This is a genomic window from Bradyrhizobium sp. JHI2711 (assembly GCF_056156565.1).
Genome location: NZ_JBPZPT010000003.1, coordinates 302,773 through 319,078, shown reverse-complemented (window position 1 = coordinate 319,078; position 16,306 = coordinate 302,773). Strand labels below are relative to the sequence as shown.

The 16,306-nt window shown below is 65.3% G+C and carries 13 protein-coding genes; 5 read left to right on the top strand and 8 right to left on the bottom strand.

Features of this window, described 5'->3' with window-relative positions; translation table 11 throughout:
- Positions 1–83: 83 nt before the first annotated feature.
- Positions 84–1,622, top strand: coding sequence for a hypothetical protein (locus ACTEK7_RS23730; RefSeq protein WP_225148091.1), 1,539 nt, complete (start codon positions 84–86; stop codon positions 1,620–1,622).
- Between the two features lie 79 nt (positions 1,623–1,701).
- Positions 1,702–1,866, top strand: coding sequence for a hypothetical protein (locus ACTEK7_RS23725; protein ID WP_193374981.1), 165 nt, complete (start codon positions 1,702–1,704; stop codon positions 1,864–1,866).
- Positions 1,867–2,024: 158 nt separating this feature from the next.
- Here the strand turns inward: ACTEK7_RS23725 and ACTEK7_RS23720 are convergent, their stop codons facing one another.
- The 3 genes from ACTEK7_RS23720 to putA form a co-directional block, all read right to left on the bottom strand.
- Complete coding sequence (locus ACTEK7_RS23720; protein WP_225142127.1) at positions 2,025–2,672, bottom strand: glutathione S-transferase family protein; 648 nt, start codon at positions 2,670–2,672, stop codon at positions 2,025–2,027.
- Positions 2,673–2,861: 189 nt separating this feature from the next.
- The gene (locus ACTEK7_RS23715; RefSeq protein ID WP_225148020.1) at positions 2,862–4,067 is read right to left on the bottom strand and encodes a CaiB/BaiF CoA transferase family protein; all 1,206 of its coding nucleotides are present in this window, start codon (positions 4,065–4,067) and stop codon (positions 2,862–2,864) included.
- Positions 4,068–4,182: 115 nt separating this feature from the next.
- Positions 4,183–7,182: a bifunctional proline dehydrogenase/L-glutamate gamma-semialdehyde dehydrogenase PutA gene (gene putA / locus ACTEK7_RS23710; protein ID WP_225148019.1), complete on the bottom strand. Its 3,000-nt coding sequence runs from the start codon at positions 7,180–7,182 to the stop codon at positions 4,183–4,185.
- Positions 7,183–7,296: 114 nt separating this feature from the next.
- Here putA and ACTEK7_RS23705 point away from each other — a divergent pair, with 114 nt between their 5' ends.
- Positions 7,297–7,758, top strand: a complete 462-nt coding sequence (locus ACTEK7_RS23705) for an Lrp/AsnC ligand binding domain-containing protein (RefSeq protein WP_036009699.1) — start codon at positions 7,297–7,299, stop codon at positions 7,756–7,758.
- A gap of 173 nt (positions 7,759–7,931) precedes the next feature.
- On the opposite strand, the gene ACTEK7_RS23700 is transcribed toward ACTEK7_RS23705, so the two are convergent.
- The 4 genes from ACTEK7_RS23700 to ACTEK7_RS23685 form a co-directional block, all read right to left on the bottom strand.
- Positions 7,932–8,132 carry a cold-shock protein gene (locus tag ACTEK7_RS23700; RefSeq protein ID WP_008563500.1) on the bottom strand — a complete coding sequence of 67 codons (201 nt, stop codon included), beginning with the start codon at positions 8,130–8,132 and terminating at the stop codon, positions 7,932–7,934.
- A gap of 208 nt (positions 8,133–8,340) precedes the next feature.
- Entirely contained in the window at positions 8,341–8,649 is a 309-nt protein-coding gene (sorB, locus tag ACTEK7_RS23695; protein ID WP_036028658.1) for a SorB family sulfite dehydrogenase c-type cytochrome subunit, read from the bottom strand.
- Between the two features lie 12 nt (positions 8,650–8,661).
- Positions 8,662–9,861, bottom strand: coding sequence for a SorA family sulfite dehydrogenase catalytic subunit (gene sorA / locus ACTEK7_RS23690; protein WP_036009704.1), 1,200 nt, complete (start codon positions 9,859–9,861; stop codon positions 8,662–8,664).
- A gap of 220 nt (positions 9,862–10,081) precedes the next feature.
- Positions 10,082–11,809: an adenylate/guanylate cyclase domain-containing protein gene (locus ACTEK7_RS23685; protein ID WP_225148018.1), complete on the bottom strand. Its 1,728-nt coding sequence runs from the start codon at positions 11,807–11,809 to the stop codon at positions 10,082–10,084.
- Between the two features lie 192 nt (positions 11,810–12,001).
- On the opposite strand from ACTEK7_RS23685, the gene ACTEK7_RS23680 reads away from it, so the two are divergent.
- Positions 12,002–13,564: a glycosyltransferase family 39 protein gene (locus tag ACTEK7_RS23680; protein WP_225148090.1), complete on the top strand. Its 1,563-nt coding sequence runs from the start codon at positions 12,002–12,004 to the stop codon at positions 13,562–13,564.
- Positions 13,565–13,572: 8 nt separating this feature from the next.
- Here ACTEK7_RS23680 and ACTEK7_RS23675 read toward each other — a convergent pair whose 3' ends face one another.
- A complete protein-coding gene (locus tag ACTEK7_RS23675) occupies positions 13,573–14,700 on the bottom strand; it encodes a threonine synthase (RefSeq protein ID WP_225148017.1) in 1,128 nt (375 codons plus the stop codon).
- 348 nt (positions 14,701–15,048) lie between these two features.
- Between ACTEK7_RS23675 and ACTEK7_RS23670 the strand changes: the two genes are divergently transcribed.
- On the top strand, positions 15,049–16,305 hold the full coding sequence (locus ACTEK7_RS23670) for a GTP cyclohydrolase II (RefSeq protein ID WP_225148016.1): 1,257 nt from the start codon (positions 15,049–15,051) through the stop codon (positions 16,303–16,305).
- Position 16,306: the final 1 nt, after the last annotated feature.

Below are 16,306 nucleotides of genomic sequence, written 5' to 3'. Positions count from 1 at the left end.
CCCGACTTTCGAAGAGGCGCTTCACCGCGATGTGAGGCGCCTTTTTGCTTGAATAGGCACGCTTGCGCGGTGTTACCTCAGGCATGGGCCGCGCCTTGCGAATTCTCGTTGCTGCCGCCGCATTGCTGGGCGGTGTCGTTTCGCTCTTGGCAGCGGAGAGCACCGCGCTGACGCGCGGCACCGCGATCACCGATCCCGATCTCCTGCGCAAGCTCGACCAGAACAACACGCTGACGATCTCGCGTCTTTTGTCGCCGGAGCAGAATTCGGGCGTCCCGCTCACGACTGAACTGATGTTCGCCGCGCTGCCGCAGCTGAAAGACATTCTGCCCGCGATCGATGCGGAATTCGACCGCTATATCGCGTGGTACAGGGCGACCTACCCGGGCGAGACCATCGGCGTCGGCGAGGGCTTCGACGCGCAATTGTTCGATCGAGCTAATCTGAAATCGCGCGAGGCGCGCTTCGTGCTGGCCGGCATCGTCAATCGCATGGACCGTGCCTATGTCTCGGAAGAGTCCTGTGGCGAGATCCGGCTGATCTATCGTCTGGCGCGCTTCGACAGCGGGCCGGATGGCGGCAAGACCGCAACGCGCCTGCCGATGACATTCAACCTCGTGATGAAGGCGCGCGATGGGCGCCAGACGGATGCGAAGGGCAAGCCGATCAGCTGCGCCGAGATCGCGCAGCGCTGGCTCGACAACGGCGACTGGCAGGGCTTGATCGGCAGTCGCGCCCCGCCCGACGACGCCATGCTCGACAGCATCGAGACCAATATCCAGGTCTCGGTCGCGCCGAAATCGGCGCTGCACGATTTCCGCTCCGACTATCTTCTCAAGGTGTTCAAGTACAATGCCGCCACCAGGACATTCGTGGAATCGACGCTGGAGAACCAGATCGACCGCGATCGCATTCTTGCCGACGATGCGCTGCGGCGCGACTTCAAGGCGTGGCTGCTCGCGCCGGAGAACTTACGCGCGTTCGATCGCGGCACCGTGTTGATCCCGGAGAAATTCCTGGCCAGGGTCGCAATCGTGCCGACCCCCGCCGGCCTCGACGCCTCGGCCTTGCAGCCGGAGTTCGGCATGATGCAGGGGGAGGGCAAAGGCGATCCCGTCTTCACCGACAATGACGTGGTCGGCGCGCTGAAGCGGGCGGCGGCACGCGGCCTCGACATGCAGAACGTCCGTTCGGTCGCAGGCTTCCAGCGCCGGCTCAACGACGTCACCTGCACCGGCTGTCACCAGACCCGTGGCATCGGCGGCTTCCATTTCCCGGGCGTCGATTGGCTTGCGGACAGACCGTCGAATGCCGCCATCGTGGCGGCCTCGCCGCACTTCTTCGGCGACCAGCTCCGCCGCCGCGACATCCTGACCGCGTTCGCGGCCGGAAAAACCCCTGATTTCTCACGCGGATTTGCCAGTCGGCCGCAGACCCGCGGCAGCAGCGAGCTCGCCGGCAGCGAATATCAGGACGGCTGGGGGGCGCATTGTTCCCTGCAAGATGCGGGATCGGGAGCGCCGGACAGGAGTTTTACGTCATGGAGCTGTGCTAACGGTCTGACCTGTCAGGCTGCCGCGGCCTCGCGCCGCATCGGCATGTGCTTCATCAAGACGCGTTAGCGCGTGATCCAGGAAAAGTGTGGAGCGGTTTTCCGAAGGATCACGCGCAAGATAAGGTCTCAAGCGATTTGGATGACCCATGACGGATACCGGCAACGCCAACAAGGCGCGCAATCGCGAGATCGCGCGGAACGAGGAAGTCAAGCAGGTCACCGGCAGCGCCCGCGTCAGCATCTGGGCCGTCGCGGTGGCCGTCATCGTCGGCGGAATTCTGTTCACGCTGGGCTGGCTGTCGCTGAGGTGAGCTTGCTTACCTCTCCCCGCTTGCGGGGAGAGGTCGAATTCGATCGCAGATCGAATTCGGGTGAGGGAGTACAGGTCCCTCGATGAACTCACATGTGGAGAGAAGCCCCTCACCCAACCCTCTTCCCGTAAGAACGGGAGAGGGAGAAGAGAGTGTCCTCACCTCGCGTAATTCGTCATCCGTTTTCCCGGCAGCAGCTCGTAGGCCGGCTTCCAGCCCGGCAGCGCCGCCATGCGGCCGAGCCAGGCGTGGATGGCGGGATGGCTCGATGCGAAATCGAAGCCATGCTCGTCGCTGGGATAATGCAGATAGGCCATCATCGAGATGTCCGCGACCGTCGGCCTTGCGCCGATCGCGAATGCATTGTGCTGGAGATGGCCGTCGAGGATACCGAGAAAGTCTTCGAGCCGCCGGCGAAAATGCTTCAGCACCTGCGGATCGTTCTTCTCGGTGAAGGCGCGCATGAAGCGGTAGGTCGCCATGTAGCCGGTGAGCTTGTGGTTGTCCCAGAACAGCCAGCGCAGCAGCTCGAACTTCTCGTCCTCCGTCTCGGCGCCGAAACGGCCGTATTGCTCGGCCAGTTTCAGCAGCAGCGGCGCAGTCTGCGTCATCTTCACGCCGTCGATCTCGAGCACGGGAATCTCGCCCATCTCGTTGACGGCCTTGCGCCATTCCGCCGTGCGCGTGACGCCGCCGGCAAAATCGGTCCAGACCGGCTCAAACGTCTCGCCGCAGAGCGTCAGCATCAGCGCCAGCTTGTAGCTGTTGCCGGATTCGGGGAAGTAGTGCAGGCGGTAGCTAGGCATAGGACCTCGCGAGGCGTGTTGTTGCTGCGATTATAAGCGAGATCGCCCCACGCCGTCATTGCGAGCGCAGCGAAGCAATCCAGCAATGCGTCCGCGGAGACACTCTGGATTGCTTCGCGGAGCCTGTCATCGGGCCGCGCTCCGCGCGGACCCGTTGGCTCGCAATGACGAGGTTAGAGCAGCGCGCTCCTAACCGACCGCTCCCGACCCCCGCAGCGCCTTGATCGCCGCCTCGTCAAATCCCGCCTCGCGCAAAATCTCGTCACTGTGCTCGCCGACGGCTGGCGGCTTGCGCGGCTGCACCTTCTTGGCGCCGTCGATCCAGATCGGGCTGTTGATGGTCAGCATGGTGTCGTTCTCGAACGGCACCAGCACCTCGTTGTCGAGCATCTGCTTGTCGTTGGGGATGTCGTCCAGGATGGCGACGACGCCGAACACGAGGCCGTTGCCGTCGAGGATTTTGCGCCATTCGGCGAGATCCCTGGTGGCGAAGGTCTCGTCCAGGATCCTGATCAGCTCGACCGAGCGGGCGTGACGGTCGGCCTTGGTGACGAAGCGGGGGTCGTTGATCAGATCCTCACGGCCCAGGCATTTGGCCAGCGTCGGAAACTGCTTCTCCTCATTCAGCAGCGACAGGATCAGCCAGCGGCCGTCCTTGCACTGGTAATGATTGGCCACCGCGTTAAGCGCGCGCTCGCGCGGGCGCCGCTCGCTGAACTTGGCGCCGCAGAGCTTGGCCTGCGCCAGCACGCTCGCGGCCCACACCCCGTTCGCCATCAGGTTGGAAGCGACGTGCGAGCCCTTGCCGGTCTTCTCGCGCTGATACAGTGCGGTGACGATCGCGCCGTAGAACGCCATGGCGCAGGGATGGTCGCCCATGCCCGCGACCGAGCGCGCCGGCGTGGTGTCGGTGTCGGCGCGGACGAGATCCATCAGGCCGGACCGCGCCCAATAGGCGTTGCTGTCGAAGCCGGGTTTGTTGGCTTCCTCGCCCTTCTCGCCATAGCCGGTGAAGGAGGCGTAGATCAGCCGGTCGTTGAGATGGGCGAGATGATCATAGGTGATGCCGAGCTTGGCGCGCACCGGCGGCGGCATGTTGGTGATGAAGACGTCGGCCTCCGCCACGAGCTTGTAGAGCACGGCTTGCGCCTCCGGCTTCGACAAGTCGAGCGCGATGCTCTTCTTGTTGCGCGCCTCCAGCAGCCAGGCGAAATTGTGCTCGCCTGAGGGATAGCCCGGCAGGTTCGGCAGGTTGCGATAGGGGTCGCCAGTGCCGGGCGGCTCGATCTTGATAACGTCTGCGCCGAAATCCGACAGCACGGTCGCGGCCGCGGGCGCTGCGATGAAGCTCGCGCAGTCCAGAACCTTCAGGCCTGCAAAAATGCCCTTCTCCATCGCGGCGTCGCTCCCTCGCTTCAATCGTTTCCCGCGCGCTGGAATTGGCGCGGGTGCGTGATGAGAGCATTAGACCGATGTTTTGCCGGGATGCAACGGCGCCTGGCGCAGGGCCTCACTCCTCCCCCGCAAGCAATGCGGCATTGCCGCCTGCCGCAGCCGTGTTGATCGTCACCGTCTGCTCGGTGGCAAAGCGCGCGAGGTAATGCGGGCCGCCGGCCTTGGGGCCGGTTCCGGACAGGCCGCTGCCCCCGAACGGCTGCACGCCGACCACGGCGCCGATCATGTTGCGGTTGACGTAGATGTTGCCGACCTGGACGCGGTCGACGATGGCCTCGATGGTGTCGTCGATGCGCGAATGGATGCCGAGGGTGAGCCCGTAACCGGTGCGCGCGATGGATTCCAGCACACGCGCCAGGTTCTCCGCGCGATAGCGCACGACATGCAGGATCGGGCCGAACACCTCCTCGGTGAGCTGACCGGCCTCCTTGAGCTCGAAGATATGCGGCGCGACGAAGCAGCCGTCCGGCGCGGTGCCCGCAAAATGCAGCCGCGCCTCGCGCTTCATCCGCGCGATATGCGCATCGAGGCGCTGCTTGGCCTCCTCATCGATCACCGGACCGACATGGGTCGCGACATCCGCGGGATCGCCGATCTTCAGTTCGCGCGCGGCGCCCGCGATCATCTCGACCATGCGGTCGGCGACATCCTCCTGCGCGAACAGGAGCCGCAAGGCCGAGCAGCGCTGGCCTGCGGAGCGGAACGCAGAGGTCACGACGTCGTCGGCGACCTGCTCGGGCAGTGCGGTCGCATCCGCGATCATGGCATTGATGCCGCCGGTCTCCGCGATCAGCGGCACGATCGGCCCGTCCTTGGCGGCCAGCGTCCGGTTGATCTGGCGCGCGACGTCGGTCGAGCCGGTGAAGACTACTCCGGCGACATCAGGATGCGCGGTGAGGACGCCGCCGATGCGGCCGTCGCCGGTGACGAGATGCAGCGCGCTTCTGGGGATGCCGGCCTCGTGCAGCAGGGCAACGGCCTCGCGCGCGATGCGCGGCGTCTGCTCGGCGGGTTTCGCCACCACGCTGTTGCCGGCCATCAGCGCCGCGGTCACCTGGCCAAGGAAGATTGCGAGCGGAAAATTCCACGGCGAGATCGCGACGAACACGCCGCGGCCGCGCAGGCTAAGCACATTGCTCTCGCCGGTCGGGCCGGGCATGGCGGCATCGTTTCCGAACAGCTTGCGGCCCTGCGCGGCATAGTAGCGGCAGAAGTCAGCGGCTTCGCGCAGCTCGGACAGAGCGTCGTCGAGCGTCTTGCCGCCCTCGGCTTGCAGCAGCGCGATGAAACGGGCGCCGCGGGTTTCCAGGAGATGCGCGGCCTGCTCCAGCGCCGCCGCGCGTGTGCCTGCAGGTGTCCGGCTCCAGGCAGTAAAGCCGGCGCGCGCAGTCGTCACCGCCGCGTTGGCCTGATCCCGTGTTGCGTCAGCGACAGGCTTGAGGTCGGCCGCCGCGGCCTTCACGTCCGTCAGCAGCTGGTCGAGGGCGGCACGCTCACCGAATTCGACGCCGCGCGAATTGCGCCGCTCCGGCGCGAACAGATCTGCCGGCAACGGAATCTTGGCATGAGGTGCCTGCAATGCCTGGCCGATGGCATTCGCCGGGCGCTGCAGCAGCGCCGTGACAGGCCCGCGATAATCGGCCGCCTGCGCCACGAAGGACGAGTTGGCGCCGTTCTCCAACAGGCGCCGCACCAGATAGGCGAGCAGGTCGCGATGGCTGCCGACCGGCGCATAGGTGCGATAGGCGATGTCAGGATGATCCTTTGCGAGTTGCTCGTAGAGCGCTTCGCCCATGCCATGCAGGCGCTGGAACTCGAAGCCGCCGCCATCTGCTGCGAGCTCCAGCACGGTCGCGACCGTCAGCGCGTTGTGGGTGGCGAATTGCGGGAAGATGCGCGGCCGCAAGGCGAGAAGCTTCGTCGCGCAGGCGACGAAGTTCAGATCGGTCATCGCCTTGCGCGTGAACACGGGATAGCCGTCGAGCCCGCGCTCCTGGGCGCGCTTGATCTCGGTGTCCCAATAGGCGCCCTTGACCAGGCGCACCATCAGCTTGCGGTCATGCGCGCGGGCGAGTTCATCGACATAGTCGATCACCGCGCTAGCACGCTTCTGATAGGCCTGGATCGCGAGGCCAAATCCGTCCCAGCCGGAAAGCGAGGGATCGGCGAGCGTCGCCGCGATCACGTCGAGCGACAGCTCCAGCCGGTCGGCTTCCTCGGCATCGACGGTGAAGTTGAGGTCATGCGTCTTCGCGCGCTGCGCAAGGTTCAGCAATAGCGGCACCAGCTCGGCCATCACGCGGCCGCGGCTGATCGCCTCGAAGCGCGGATGCAGGGCCGAGAGCTTGACCGAGATGCCGGGCCGGTCGGGCAGGGGATGGTTGCCCGAAGCCTTGCCGATCGTGTCAATCGCGCTGGCATAGGCGTCGAAATAGCGCTTGGCATCGGCGGCCGTGCGCGCGCCTTCGCCGAGCATGTCGAAGGAATAGCGCGGCTTCTGGCCCGAGCGCGGCCGAGCCCGCTCCAGCGCCTGCTCGATCGTCTCCCCTAACACGAAATGGTTGCCCATCAACCGCATCGCCTGGCGCGTCGCGGTGCGCACCGCCGGTGCGCCGAGCCGCTTCACCAGCCGGCCGATGGTGCCGTCGGGCGTCTCGCCCGGCTGGATCACCCGCGCCGACAGGCCGAGCGCCCAGGCCGAGGCGTTGACCAGGAACGCGGTGGACTTGGTCTCGTGATGGATGAAATCGCCCTCGCCGAGCTTGTCCTCGATGAACTGGTCGGCCGTGCGCGCATCGGGCACGCGCAGCAGCGCCTCGGCCAGCACCATCAGCGCCAGCCCCTCCTTGGTCGAGAGCGCGAACTCCCGCAGCATGTCCTCGACCCCGCCGAGCCGGTCGTCGCGCTTGCGGATCGCCTCGATCAGCCGCGTCGCGATGCGGTCGATCCGGGCCTCCCGTGCTGGGATGAGATGCGAGGCCGGCAGAACCTTTGCGGCGATCTCGGAATCATCGGGGGCGTAAGGCGCGGAGAAGGGGGGCGGGATGTTCGGCATGGCGTGTCCTGTGGCTGAAATCCAGGATAAGGCCCGCGTGACCGTAGTTCGATAGACAATTTAGCCAGTTTGCCTTAGAAAATGAAGAGGGTTAGCCATTTGGCCAGATAAGATATGGAACTCGATCGAACAGACCGGAAAATCCTCTCGATCCTGCAGGAGGATGGGCGCATCGCCAATGTCGAGCTCGCCGAGCGCATCGGGCTGTCGCCGACCTCGATCGGCGAGCGGTTGAAGCGCCTGCAGCGCGAGGGCTTTGTCGAAGGCTATGGCGCGCGGCTCAACCCGCACCGGCTCGGCCTTGGGCTCCTGGTGTTCGTCGAGGTGCTGCTCGACAAGACCACGCCCGACAATTTCGAGCGGTTCGCCCGAGCCGTGAGGCTCGCCCCTGAAGTGCTGGAGTGTCACATGGTTGCCGGCGGCTTCGACTATCTTGTGAAGGCGCGGCTTGCAGACATGACCGCCTATCGACGCTTTCTCGGCGAGACCCTGCTGTCGATGCCGGGCGTGCGCGAGACGCGAACTTATGCGGTGATGGAGGAGATCAAGCGCGACGCACCGCTGCCGGTGGGTTAGCGAAGTGCAGTCGCGATTGTCATTGCTGTGGTTCGATGAGCGGTCTTCGCAAGGAAAAAATAGCTATCCTTGTGCAATCGCAACGCCTGTCGTCGAATGCACCGGCCGTCTTCTTAAATTTTTCTTGGCCCGCTCCCGGACAAATCCGGGAGGCAGCAAAGGCTGGCGCGGGCTTATACTTTGAGGTTTTCCGCGGAGGTCTTGCCCCGGTTTGCGATCTCTTCGTATTCCACCGTCTGTCCCTCGTTGAGGGTCGACAGACCGGCCTTCTGCACTGCCGAGATATGCACGAACACATCCTTGCCACCCGACGCAGGCTGGATGAATCCATAACCCTTCGTCGGGTTGAACCACTTGACCGTACCTTTAGCCATCACGACTTCTCCGCGGGTCTTCCTCCGAGATCTCGAACCGCCAGTCCCCGCCAACCGGCCGGTTCGGTCCTAACAGGATACGCGGAATGTGGCAGGCTTGGTAGCTCAAACCACATCGCCATTTCGCCGAATTCCGCTCAACTTCGCGGCGTTTTTGCCGGTTTTGCCCGTTTCGCGGTCAAATGGCAGGAGCGCGTGATGCCATCCCTCAGTAGGTCGCGGTCAGATAATCGACGATCTTGCCGACATCGGCATCGTCGATCGGTGCGCCATAGACCTTGATCATCTTGGTCACCTCGGCCTGCCAGAACGCCCTCTTGTCCTTCATCGGCGGCTGCGTGGCGACGTAGTCGGACGAATGGCAGGCGCTGCAATTGCCCTGCACGACCTCGAGATTGGGACCGGGCTTGAAGGCGGCGACTTCGTCCGGGGTCTTGTAATTGACGGGCGCTGCAAGTGACGAGCCCATCAATGCGGTGACGGCGAGCGTGATGGCGAGGAGAACGATGCGCTGCATGATCAGTCTCCTTCAGGCCACGCTGACGCGAACGGTTTCGACGACGTTGCGCAAGTAACCCGCCGGGTTCCAGCGCGGCATGTCCGGCTGGGTCTCACCGCCATTGCCGGTGGCGCGGACCTTGAGCTCGTGGCTGCCGGCCGCGAGCTTCACCGGCAGCTTCCATTCGCGGAAGGCGTACTTGCCGAGATCCTTGCCGAGCTTGGCGCCGACCCAGCTCTTGCCGCCGTCGGTGGAGACCTCGACCTGCTTGATGCCCTTGCCGCCATCGAACGCGATGCCGCGCAGGGTCACGGCTCCCGCCTTCAGCTTGGCGCCATCGGGGACGCTGGTGATGAAGGAGCGGATGGTGAAGCGGTTGATCGGGATCGTCGCCTTTGGCGCGGTGCCCGGCTCGACCGCATTGTTCGGCGTGTCGGGGATGCGGTAGGCCGACTTCATCCAGAAGCCGTCATAAACGTCGTCGATGACGGTGATCTCGTTGAGGTGCTTGACCCAGTAGGTGCCGAAATAGCCGGGCACGATCAGGCGCAGCGGAAAGCCGTTGAGGAACGGCAGGTCCTCGCCGTTCATGCCATAGGCCAGCATCACCTCGCCGTCGGTGGCGTGATCGATGTCGAGTGCCTTGATGAAATCCGGCGTCTTGTCGTTGACCGGTCCGTCCATGCCGTTGAAGGTGACCTGCCTGGCGCCGCTGTGCACGCCGGCCATCTCCAGCACGTTCTTCAGCGGCACGCCGCGCCAGCGCGCGCAACCCATCGCGCCGTTGGCGAGCTGACCGCCGGCGACGCGCGGCTCGAAGAAGCCGCGGCTGTTGCCGGAGCACTGGTTGACGGCGACGATCTCCGTCGCCTTCATCTTGCGGATGTCCTTCAGCGACAATTTCAGCGGCTTGTCGACCTTGCCCTTGACCTCCAGCGTGAACTTGTCGGGGTTGAGATCGTAGGGCAGGTCGGAGAGGTGGTAGCGCACGAAGAACGCGTTGTTCGGCGTGATCGGGCCGTCGTTGAACACCGCAAACGGGGTCTCGAGCTGCGGCGGCCGGCTGGTCAGGCCGATCATCGGCCGCTTCTGCGGATATTTCACCAGCGGCCGTTCGCCATTGGCGAAGGGCAGGGTCACCGTGTCGAGGGCCAGCGCCTTGGTGGAATTCAGTGTGGCCGCCATGGCGGCAAGGCCTGCTCCCTTGAGCAGGTCGCGTCGATCGAACATTCTTTCTCCTCCCGGAGCTTCTCGTTGGATCGGCGGTCATCAGCACGATCCTGCGCTCATCTGTCGCAACCATTTGCGTGAAGTCAATTCGCGCTTTCGCAGCAAGCCCATGCCGCTGCGTTGCAGCAGGCCGGTGTTGTGCTCGTAACGAGATTGACGAGCAGTAGGCCGCGACGACGGTGCGCTCCCTCGCCCCGTTCTTACGGGGAGAGGTAAAGAATCACGCCGCCACGCGCTTGCTGCGATCGACCAGCGCCGCCAGCTCCCTCGCATTCGCCACCACGCGCACTGCGAGCGGCTGGTCGCGGCCGCGGATGGCGACCTCCTGCTGCGGCAGTGCGTCGTCGGCAATATCAGCGGTACGGCGCACTTCGTCCGAGACGATCGCCTCGCAGGCCAGCGTCTTGGTCATGTCCTGCAGGCGGGCGGCGACGTTGACGGCATCGCCGAGCGCGGTGAAGACGATGTGATCGCGATAGCCGATGTCGCCGATGATGACCTCGCCGCCGTGGATGCCGATGCCGAAGCGGATCGGCTGGCGCAGATCGTGGCTCAGGAGATCGTTGAGCTCGTCGATATGCGCAGCGATTCCCGCGGCGGCCTTCATCGCGTGCCGGCAGGCGGTTTGCGGGTCGGCTGCGAGTCCGAACAGCGCCAGCATGCCGTCGCCGACGAACTGGTTCGGCTGGCCGCCGTTCTCGATCACCGCTTGCGACACCGCGCCGAGGAAGCGGTTGACGATGAAGACCGTGTCGAACGGCAGGCGCTTCTCGGCCAGCTGCGTCGAGCCGCGCATGTCCACGAACAGGCTGACGAGATAGCGCTCCTGGCCGATACTGGCCGATGTCGAGGCTCCGTCCGTTGCATGCGTGTGAGCTGCGAAGAGCTGGAAGAACGAGAGATCGGAGGTCGGACGCAGCTGACAGGCCAATCTGATCGAGGGATCGGCGGTGCCGACGCGGGTGAGAACGAAGGCCTCGCGCTGCGACGGAGTGGGCAGGGCATCATGATCGCCGATGATGCGGATGCGGCAGGTCGAGCAGCGGGCGCGGCCGCCGCAGACGCTGGCGTGCGGCACGTTGTGGCGCAGGCTCGCCTCCAGCACCGACAGGCCCTTGGGGACCCGCACCGTCTTGCCGTTGCCGTAGGACAGCGCGATCATGCCGCCGCGCCGTTCGCGCAGGGCGCGCACGCCGCGCGCCGCCAGCACCAGTCCCAACAGACCGAAATAGCCCATGGTGAGACCGCCCGCGATGCGCTCGAGCGTGTTGCCTTCCGCAACCGTGCCGACCTTGCTGCGGGCGAGATGCTGCTTACGCCATTCGCCGTCGTCACTGTCGGCGGCGACGCTGCGGCCGCCCTGGTAGATGCCGAGCAGCGATAGCGTCGGGATCAGCACGGCGGCCGCGAGCAGATAGGGCGCCGCGCGTGTGAAGAACGGCTTCAGCCGAAGCCAGAAATAGACGCCGATGCAGCCGTGCACCCAGGCGATGAGAAGCAGGATCGTCATCTGCCAGAGCAGGCCCGGCGCCGCGACGAAGAACAAATAGAGCTCCTGCGGATACAGCTTCTCGTGTCCGTACAGCGTCTGCGCGAGCCGCACGCCAATGACATGGCCCATGACGAGGACGGGGATGCTCAAGCCGAGCACGAGCTGGAGCGGCTCGATCGTTCGCCAGCGGAACTGGCGGCGCTGATACAGCGCGTAGACGCCGAGGCCCATATGGGTGAGGGCGGCCGTGTAGAACACGATCGCGACCGGGAGGAACTGCCAGAACAGCGTGTGGTAGTAGACCCCGGTCTCCATGGCATCGACCGAGATGTTGCCGAGCGCGTGGTTGAGGAAATGACTGACCACAAAGGCGAACAGGATGATGCCGCAAACGAGTCGCACCTGCCGCACCCCGGCGGCGCGGACGACTGACATCTGTGTGGGAGCGGTGGCCATGATTCGGTTGTGTCAGGTCCTGGAGGAGACCAGCCAGCGTAACCTTTAATTTCCGATATGGACAGCCAGCAGGATCACAGGGACGACGGCCCCACATTGACTCCCCCTTCCAAGTCGGGGAAAAGCGCCGCCGTGACGATCGCTCCCGACATCTCTGCAAAGCCTGACGGCGCCGAACGGCGTCTGATCCTCATGGCCGCAGCGATCATCGCCGCGATGACGCTGCTCCGCATCGTCTATGCCTCGGCCATCGAGCTGCGCACCGACGAAGCCTATTACTGGACCTGGTCGAAGGAGGCTGCGCTCAGCTTCCTCGATCATCCGCCCGGCATCGCCTGGCTGATCCGCTTCGGAACCGCGATCTTCGGCGACACCAATCTCGGCGTCCGCTTCGGCGGCATCGTCGCGATGCTGGTGACGCAGCTACTGCTCGCCGACATCGTCCGCCGCCTCACCCATGATGCGCGCGCGATCGTGTTCGCGGTGCTGATGCCGGAGGCCGCGCTTTATTACGGCCTGTTGATGGCAAAGGTCGCGCCCGACGTCGCGATGATCCCGTTCGCGGTCGCGATGATGTGGTCGCTGGTGCGGCTGGCGCAAAGCGGCGATGGCCGCTGGTGGTTGGCGGCCGGCCTGTTCGCGGGCCTCGCGATGCTGTCGAAATTTACCGTGGTCATGTTCGCGCCGGCCGTTGCCGCCTTTCTGCTGGTGCCGGATTGGCGCTGGCGCTGGCTGCGCAGTCCGTACCCCTATCTCGCCGTCCTGGTCGCGATAGCGGTGTTCTCGCCGGTGCTGATCTGGAACGTGCAGCACGACTGGGCCTCGTTCCGTTTCCAGGGCGTGCGCGCCACCGCCAATTACGGCGTCTCGCTGCGTACGATCGGCGATTACATCGGCCTGCAATTCGGTCTGGTCGGTTTCGTCTTGCTGCCGGTGGTGCTGATGGGCCTGGTGCTGACGGCGTGGCGCGGCTATCGCACGCGCGAGCCGGTCGCGATCCTTTTGTCGAGCGCGGTGCTGGTGCCGTTCGTCTACTTCTTCTTCAAGTCGCTGACGCTTCGCGTCGGCGACACCTGGCCGATGTTCATGTGGCCGGTCGGTTTTGCCGCCACCGCGGTCAACCTCGTCACGATGAGGAAAGAGGGATGGTCCGCCCGAATGCTGAGGTCCTCGCTGTTCTGGGCCAGGACAGCGATCGTCTCGGGCATTCCCTTCGTCATCATCGTGTTCCTCTACTACGTTGCCGCGCCCTGGAATCTGCTCGGCAAGATCGACCCGATCGGCGCCGAGGCCGGCTACGAGCAGGTCGCCGCGCGGACGCAAGCGGCCCTCGACGTAACAGGCGCGACCTGGATCGCAACCACGGACTACCGCACCTACGCCATGATGCGCTGGCTGTTCCGGGGCCGCGTGCCCGTGATCGAGATCAACGAGCGCGGCCGTTTCCAGGATTTCCGCGACCCTGGCATGGACCGGATCAAGGGCCATGCCGGCATCTATGTCGGGCGCGAGCCGGACAACCGCGCATCACTGTGGGAGCACATTCCGGCGCAGCGCGAGCAACTCGCCACGGTCGAACGCCGTTGGCGCGGCGTCGTGGCTGATACTTATGTGATCGAAAAGCTCACCGGCTGGACCCCGCAGCTCTCGCCGCCAAAGGACTCGCCGCTGTTCCAGTGGAAGGTGCTGGCGGACGCCGGCGGGCGCTCGCGTTCTCTCTCCAAGCCTCTCCAGGAGCCTGGAGCGGGAGGGTAAGCGCGAGACTACTGCACGAGGTCGGCGACGGTGGTTGCGGCCTTGAGGCCGGTGCCGGTGAGAACGGCGACCGTTGTTTCGTTCGCATTGATGGCGCCGGTTGCGGCGAGCTTGTCGAGCGCCGCAGCCGCGCTGGCGCTGGTCGGCTCGGCAAACAGGCCCTGGCGCGCGAGGCGGCGCAGGGCGGCGACGATCTCGTCCTCGGTGAGCGCGATGGTGGCGCCGCCGCTCTCGCGCAGGGCGGCGATGATCTCACGCAGGCGGAGGGGAGTCTTGATCGCGGTGCCCTCGGCAACGGTCTTGCTCACCCCGCGCGCGACGGGCGTATCGACACCGGCCTTGAAGCTTGCATCGATCGGCGAGCAATTGAGCGGCTGCGCCGCGAACAGGCGCGGCAGCTTCGAGATCTGCCCGGCCTTCATCAGCTCGCGGAAGCCGAAGGCGCAACCCAGCAGACTGCTGCCGGCGCCGACGGGAACGATGATGTTGTCGGGCGCGCGGAATCCCAGATCTTCCCAGATCTCGTAGGCCAGCGACTTGGTGCCTTCGAGGAAGAACGGCTGCCAATTGTGGCTGGCGTAGAAGGTCTGGCTCGACTGCCGGATGGCCTCGGCCTCGGATTCCTCGCGCGGGCCCTCCACGAGCTGCACGGTCGCGCCGTAGGCGCGCACCTGCGCGATCTTGGCCGGCGACGTCGAGGCCGGCGCCAGAATCTTGACGCGCATGCCGCCGGCCGCCCCCAGCCCCGCCATCGACGAGCCGCCGTTGCCGGAGGAATCCTCCAGAATGGCGTCCACGCCGATCTGTCGCAGGAACGACAGCATCACCGCCGAGCCGCGGTCCTTGAAGCTGCCGGTCGGGTTGAACCATTCGAGCTTGAACAGCGGGCGCAGCGCGCCCCAGTCCTGCTGGGCCAGCGGCGTGCAGCCCTCGCCGAGCGTGATCGGGTTCTCGATCTCGACCGGCAGCGCCGCCCGATAGCGCCACAGCGAGCGCGTTCGGCCATCGATGTCCTCGCGTGAGATGCCCGCCCCCGGCGTCACCAGCAGCGGCGTGCGCTCGTCCGAGCACCAGCGCGGCTGGTCCAAGGGATAGAGCTTTCCGTTGCGGGGATCGATGTAGCTGGCGGCAGGCATAGCAGTCTCCAAGGCAGGGCAGCGCGGTGCGCCGAACTTGAAGCCCATCGCACGAAACGAAGCAACACCTTGAAAACACGAAAAATGGAACTATTTCAATTCCTTAAACTGGCCTCGCAGGCCGAGTGGCAAGCGCGATGGGCGCGCTGGCATCGGATGCGACGGCCTGACGGCCCTCTCGATGACGGGAATTTGGCCCCGAACGGCCCCTGCGCCCTGCCACGATTAACTTGTCTGTCGTCGCCGGCCGCTACAATATGTTGGATTGAGCTTGCGCCGCCGGTTCGGCGTCGCAAGTGAGCCAGGCCCGTCCGAGCGGCGGGCCGTTGGCTTTTTGGGAGCCTGGACATGAGCCGTGCCAACCGTACCGACCACATCCGCCTGACCTCCCATCCGGAGCCGGGCCGGAAGGCCGCCTTTCCCATCCATTGGGGCGCCGCTGATGCGCGCGCGCGCGGGCCGATCATCGGTACGGTGTCGCGCGCCGGGGATCGCAACGTGATCGGCAGCCATGGCGGGTCCTACGCGATGTACCGCGCGCTCGCGGTCTCCGCCGGGGCGCTGGACCCGATCAGGCGTCCTGACCTCACCAATACCTTTCCGGCCGCCACCATCGGTCCGTTCGAGCAATGGACCGATCCCACAAAAATCGTCGCGCTCGATCCCTGGGGGCATCTGGTCGCCGAGAATTTTCGCCAGGAGATCGCCGAGGGCGCGGACATCCGCCCGAGCATCGCGGTGACGCGCGCGCGGCTCGACCTGCCGGAGATTCGCGATGCGCTCGCCGCAAAGCGGCTGCGCGCCGATGGCGAGGTCGTGCACGCCAATGGCAGCGTGTCGGTGGTGAAGATCGCGATCGATCCGGTGTGGTACCTGCCGGGCCTTGCGGCGCGCTTCGGCACCGGCGAGACCGAGCTGCGGCGCACGCTGTTCGAGCAGACCGCCGGGATGTTCCCGGAGCTGGTGACGCGCCCGGACATGAAGGTATTCCTGCCGCCGATCGGCGGCACCACGGTCTACCTGTTCGGCGACGTGACGAAACTGCCGGACCATCGCACCAGGATCACCTGCCGCGTGCATGACGAGTGCAACGGGTCCGATGTGTTCGGCTCCGACGTCTGCACCTGCCGGCCCTATCTGATCCACGGCATCGAGGAATCCGCGCGCGGCGCGCAGGAGGGCGGGCTCGGGCTCGTCGTCTACAACCGCAAAGAAGGCCGCGCGCTCGGCGAGGTCACCAAATTCCTGGTCTACAATGCGCGCAAGCGGCAGGAGGACGGCGATGCGGCCGCCGCTTATTTCGAGCGCACCGAATGCGTGGCTGGCGTCCAGGACGCGCGCTTCCAGCAATTGATGCCGGATACGATCCATTGGCTCGGCCTCAAGCGCATCGACCGCTTCCTGTCGATGAGCGACATGAAATACGACGCGTTGACCTCGCAAGGCATCGACATCGTCGAGCGTGTGCCGATCCCGCTGGAGCTGATTCCCGCCGACGCCCATGTCGAGATCGCCGCCAAGAAGGCCGCGGGCTACTACTCGACCGACATCGCACCGGAAAAGGACGTGAACGGCGTGGTCGGGCGTTCGCTGGAAAAATACTGAT